The 5,525-nt window shown below is 72.3% G+C and carries 2 protein-coding genes; both read right to left on the bottom strand.

The features are described from left to right. Positions 1-3,493, bottom strand: a 3,493-nt coding sequence (locus AIIKEEIJ_RS12100; protein ID WP_161995742.1) for a non-ribosomal peptide synthetase, incomplete at its 3' end; no start/stop codon positions are given. Between the two features lie 144 nt (positions 3,494-3,637). Continuing rightward, a partial coding sequence (locus AIIKEEIJ_RS12095) for a condensation domain-containing protein (RefSeq protein WP_238406319.1) occupies positions 3,638-5,525 on the bottom strand: 1,888 nt, incomplete at its 5' end.

Raw genomic sequence — 5,525 nt, 5'->3', positions numbered from 1 at the left:
CGTGCACCGACGTCAGCGCCCGCCGCTCGGGCTCCGACAGGAACTCGACGTCGCCCACCGCCCGCGCCGGCTCGGCCGCGACGGTCCCGAGCACCCGCAGCAACCGCCGCACGAACGAGGTGATCGTCGCCTCGTCGAACAGATCGGTGGCGTACCGCAGGTCGCAGGCGAGGCCATCCGGCTCGCCGTCCTCGTCGACCGTTTCGACGAAGATGAACGACAGATCGTACTGGGACTGTTCGAGATTCGCGGTGACCGGGCTGATCGCGAGGTCGCCGAGCTCGAGGGTGGTCTGTTCGAGATTCTGGAACGCGAGCATCACCTGGAACAGCGGGTGATGGGACTGCGACCGGACCGGATCGAGCACCTCCACGAGCCGCTCGAACGGGACGTCCGCGTGCCCGAACGCCGCGAGGTCGGACTCGCGCACGCGCGCCAGGAGCCGGGTGAACGGCTCGCCCGGCGCGACCTCGGTGCGCAGCACCAGGGTGTTGACGAACATGCCGATCAGGTCGTCGAGTTCCTGCTCACCGCGACCGGCGATCGGCGTGCCGATGGTGACGTCCGCCGAGCCCGACAGGCGGCTGAGGACGGCCGCCAGGGCGGCGTGCACCACCATGAACGGCGTCGTCCGGGTGTCCTGCGCCAGCCGGACGAGACCCCGGTGCACCGATTCGTCGACGGTGAAGGCGTGCACCGAGGCACGGTTGGTGGCGACGACGGGCCGGGGCCGGTCGGTCGGCAGGTCCAGCCGCTCGGGCACACCGTCGAGACGGCGCGCCCAGTACTCGATCTGCTGCGTGACGACCGACTGCGGATCGTCCTCCGAACCGAGGGCCTGCCGCTGCCAGATGGCGTAGTCGGCGTACTGCACGGCCAACGGCTCCCAGGCGGGTGCCTCGTGCCGGGTACGGGCGTCGTAGGCGACCATCACGTCCCGCGTGAGCGGACCCATCGAGAAGCCGTCCGCTGCGATGTGGTGCACCACGAGCACCAGCACGTGCTCGGTGTCCGAGACCTGCAGCAGACGGACGCGAACGGGCACCTCGGTCGTGACGTCGAACCCGGCCGCGACGGTGCCCGCCACCGTCGACACGATCTCGGACTCGGTCACCCTCGCCGGCGTGAGGTCCAGTTCCACGCCGGAGGCCGGCAGCACCTGCTGGTAGCCGACCCCCTCCGTCTCCGGGTAGACGGTGCGCAGCACCTCGTGCCGCGCGACCACGTCCGACACGGCCGCCCGGAGCGCGTCGACGTCGAGCGTCCCGGACAGCCGCAGTGCGACCGTGATGTTGTTGACCGCCGAGCCGGGATCGAGGCGGTTGAGGAACCACATCCGCCGCTGCGCCAGCGACAGCGGCACCCGCTCCGGCCGCACCTGCGGCACCAGCGGAGGCCGGTGGGAGTCGCCGGCGGCCATCGCCGTGTCGACGAGCGTGGCGAGCTGCGCGGCGGTCGGGGCGTCGAAGAACTCCCGCACGTCGATGCGGACCTTGTGGTCGGCGTTGATACGTGCCACGACGCGCGTCGCACTCAGCGAGTTGCCGCCCAGGGCGAAGAAGTCGTCGTCGACGCCGAGACGCTCGACGCCGAGCACGCTCTCGAAGGCCGCGACGACCGTCTCCTCGGTGGGAGTGCTCGGTGCGCGGTATTCGGTTGCCAGAGAACTGAAGTCGGGCTCGGGCAGGGCCCTGCGCTCGAGCTTGCCCGACGCGTTGAGAGGGAACTCGGTCATCTCGACGAACAGCGACGGCACCATGTAGTCCGGCAGCCGCCGGCGCACGGCCGCGGCCAGTTCGGTGCGGTCGATCGGTTCGCCGTCGGTGACGAGGTAGCCGACGAGGTGGTCGCCGAGCGTCTCGTCGGAGTGCACGACGACGACCGCCTGCCGGACCCCGGGATGGTCGAGCAGGGCGGATTCGATCTCGCCGAGCTCGATGCGCAGGCCGCGCAGCTTGACCTGGAAGTCGGTGCGGCCGACGTACTCGATCAGGCCCTCGGCGTTCCACCTGACCAGGTCACCGGTGCGGTACATGCGGTCGCCGGGCGCACCGAACGGGTCGGCGACGAAGCGGTCCGCGGTCAGGTCGGGTCGGCGCAGGTAGCCGCGCGCGAGCTGGATGCCCGCGAGGTACAGCTCTCCCTCGACACCCTGCGGAACGGGTCGCAGGCCCTCGTCGAGGACGTAGAGGTCGGTGTCGGCGACGGCCGCACCGATGGGGACGACCGCGTCGTCGCCGTGGGTCGCGTAGTAGGTGACGTCGACCGCGGCCTCGGTCGGGCCGTACAGGTTGTGCAGCCCGGCCGTGGAGATCCGGTGGAATCGGGCGACGGTCTGCGCGGGCAGCGCCTCGCCCGAGGCGAAGACGTACCGCAGCGAGGTGACGGCCGCGGCGGTGGGCTCGGCGAGGTAGACCGCGAGCATGGACGGGACGAAGTGGGCGACCGTGACCCGGCGCTCGATCATGGTCTGCGCGAGGTAGGCGGGGTCGCGGTGGCCGTCGGGCCTCGCGATCGACAGGCGCGCCCCTACCTGCAGCGGCCAGAAGAACTCCCACACCGACACGTCGAACGTGAACGGCGTCTTCTGCAGCACGACGTCGTCGCCGCGCAGCCCGTACTCGGCCTGTCGCCAGGCGATGTTCGCGACGATGGCCCGGTGCTCGACCGCGACGCCCTTCGGGCGGCCGGTGGAGCCGGAGGTGAAGATGACGTACGCGAGACTGTCGGCGGTCAGGGGGCCGAGCCGCTCGTCGTCGCGCACCGGGTCCGCGGACACGTCCGCGAGGTCGAGGGTGTCGACGAGCACCACGGGCACCGATCCGGGCAGATCCACCCGGTCGCGGGCGGTGGTGACCACCGCGACGGGTTCCGCGGTGTCGAGGACGTAGGCGATGCGGTCGGCGGGGTGATCCGGGTCCAGCGGCACGTAGGCCCCGCCGGCCTTGACGATCGCGTACATGCCGACGAGCAGGTCGAAGGACCGCCGCATCGACAGGCCGACGCGCGCGTCCGGGCCCACGCCGAGCCCGATCAGGTGCCGCGCGAGCCGGTTGACGCGGGCGTCGAACTCCGCGTAGGTCAGGGTCTCGCCGTCGAACTCGAGGGCGACCGCGTCCGGGGTCGCCTCGACCTGGGCGTCGAAGCGGCCCGCGAGGGTGCCGAGGTCGGGGCCGGCGGGGGCGGCCGCCGCGTCGCCGAGGACGGACGCGGCGTCGGCGAGGAGCCGGTCGAGCACGGCGGGCAGCCCACCGTCGGCGAGAAGCGCGGGCGCGAGGTTGGACAGCACGACCGGGACCAGCGCTTCGATACCGAGCACGCCCCCCATCGCGGCGTCGAGGGTGGCGATCTCCTGCTGGAGCCGGCTGTAGGTCAGCTGCGTGTCACCGTGGGCGAGGGCGACGCGGTCGGGCTCGCGGTCCACGACTCCGGCCAGCAACCGGGGCAGGTCTGCGATCGTCAGCGCCTGCTTGCCCGACGTGCCTTCAGCCATCTACTTCATCCTCCGATACCTCTGCGTGTCGCACACAGTCGTGCGCGCTCCGTCGACCCCGCGGCCACCTCGGTGCCCACGGGGTCGGACGACAGTCGATGTTCGATTATCCCGGTCGGACCGACAGCAAACGAAGCGCCCAGGTCAGAGCCCCCTACCGGTGATCTCGTCGGCCGCCGCGAGCACGGATCGGACCAGTTCGGCGAACCCGTCGGCGCCCAGCGCGGGCAGGACTCCGGGGATGAGGGTGTTCAACACCACGGGCACGAGCGCCTCCGCGGTGAGTGCCCCGCCCGTCGCGGTCGCCGTCGCGGCCAGTTTCTGCGCGAACTCCCCGAAGGTGACGTCCCGGCCGCCGTGGCTGAGCGCCACCGTGTCGGGGGCGGTCTCGGCGGCGGCGGCGACGAGGTCCGGCAGGTCCGCCACGGTCCGGGGCTTGCGCGGCGCGGCCACGCGGGCCCGTTCGGCCTCGGTGAGGATGTCGATCGCGCGCAGCCGCACCTGGGGGTCCGACGTCACCGCGTCCAGGACGCGGGTGAACCGCTCGGCGAACAGCTCGACCGTCTCCCGGTCGAACAGCGCGGTCGCGTAGGTGAAGATCACGTCGAGGCCGCCGAGGCCACCGCCGGGCGCGAACTGCTCAACGAAGGTGCACTGCAGGTCGAACTTCGCCTGATGGGCACCCGCCTCGAGCGGGGTGACCGCCAGTCCGGGCAGCTCCAGCGTTCCGGTCTCGATGTTCTGGAACGTGAGCATCACCTGGAACAGCGGCGTGTACGAGCTCGACCGCTTACGGCCGACGGCGTCGACGAGCCGCTCGAACGGCACGTCGGCGTTGCCGAACGCCGCCAGGTCCTTCTCCTTCGCCTGGGCGAGCAGGTCGGCGAACGTGTCCCCGCCGGCCACGCGGGTGCGCAGCACCAGCGTGTTGACGAACATGCCCACCAGGTCGTCGAGAGCTTCCTCGGCGCGGCCGGCGGTCGGGGTACCGACCGCGACGTCCTCGGCGGACGCGAGCCGCGACAGGAGCACCGCGAGGGCGGCGTGCACGACCATGAACACCGTCGCGTTGTGTTCGCGGGCGGTCTTCTCGATGCGCTGCGCGAGCGCCTCACCGATGGTGAACGCCACCGCGTCGCCCTGGGTCGACTGCCGCGCCGGCCGCGGCCGATCGGTCGGCAGCGCGAGCAGCTCGGGGCTGCCGGCCAGCTCGGCGGTCCAGTACCCGAGCTGGCGGGACAGCTCGCTGTCCGGGTCGTCCGGGTCGCCGAGCACCCGCTGCTGCCACAGCGTGTAGTCGGCGTACTGGACCGGCAGCTCCGCCCATCCGGGCACCTGGGCCTCGGCGCGGGCGGCGTACGCGACCATCACGTCGCGCACGAGCGGCCGCATCGAGTAGCCGTCGGCGCTGATGTGGTGGGCCACCAGGGCGAGCACGTGCTCGTCGTCGGCGACGCGGAACAATCGCGCTCGCACCGGCGGGGTCGGTGCCGTCACGTCGAAGCCGGCGCCGAGGACGCCGGTGAGCCGGTCGACGATCTCGCTCTCGGGCACGGGCACCGGGGACAGGTCCGGCAGCGCCTGCGCCGTCGGGAGCACCACCTGGACCGGGCCGTCCTCCGTGTCCGGGTACACCGTGCGCAGCACCTCGTGCCGGGCGATCACGTCGGCGACGGCGGCGCGCAGCGCGTCGACGTCGAGGGAGCCGCTGAGCCGCACCGCGACGGGGATGTTGTAGGCCCCCGATCCCGGATCCACCTGGTTGAGGGTCCACATCCGCTGCTGCGCGAGCGAGAGCGGAACCCGGTCGGGCCGCGGCTCCGGCACCAGCGGCGGCCGGGCGCCGCGGCCGACGGACGGCTGGATCCGCCCCGCCAGCGCCGCGACGGTCGACGCCTCGAACACGGTCCGCACCGACACCCGGGTGTCGAGCGCGGCGCCGAGCCGGGAGGCCAGCTGCGTCGCGAGCAGGGAGTTGCCGCCGAGCTCGAAGAAGTCGTCGTCGAGGCCGGCGCGTTCGATGCCGAGAACC

Origin of the sequence: Rhodococcus sp. YH1 (genome assembly GCF_009939605.1) — a bacterium.
GTDB lineage: Bacteria > Actinomycetota > Actinomycetes > Mycobacteriales > Mycobacteriaceae > Rhodococcus > Rhodococcus aetherivorans.
This window is presented reverse-complemented; position numbering and strand designations above follow the sequence as displayed.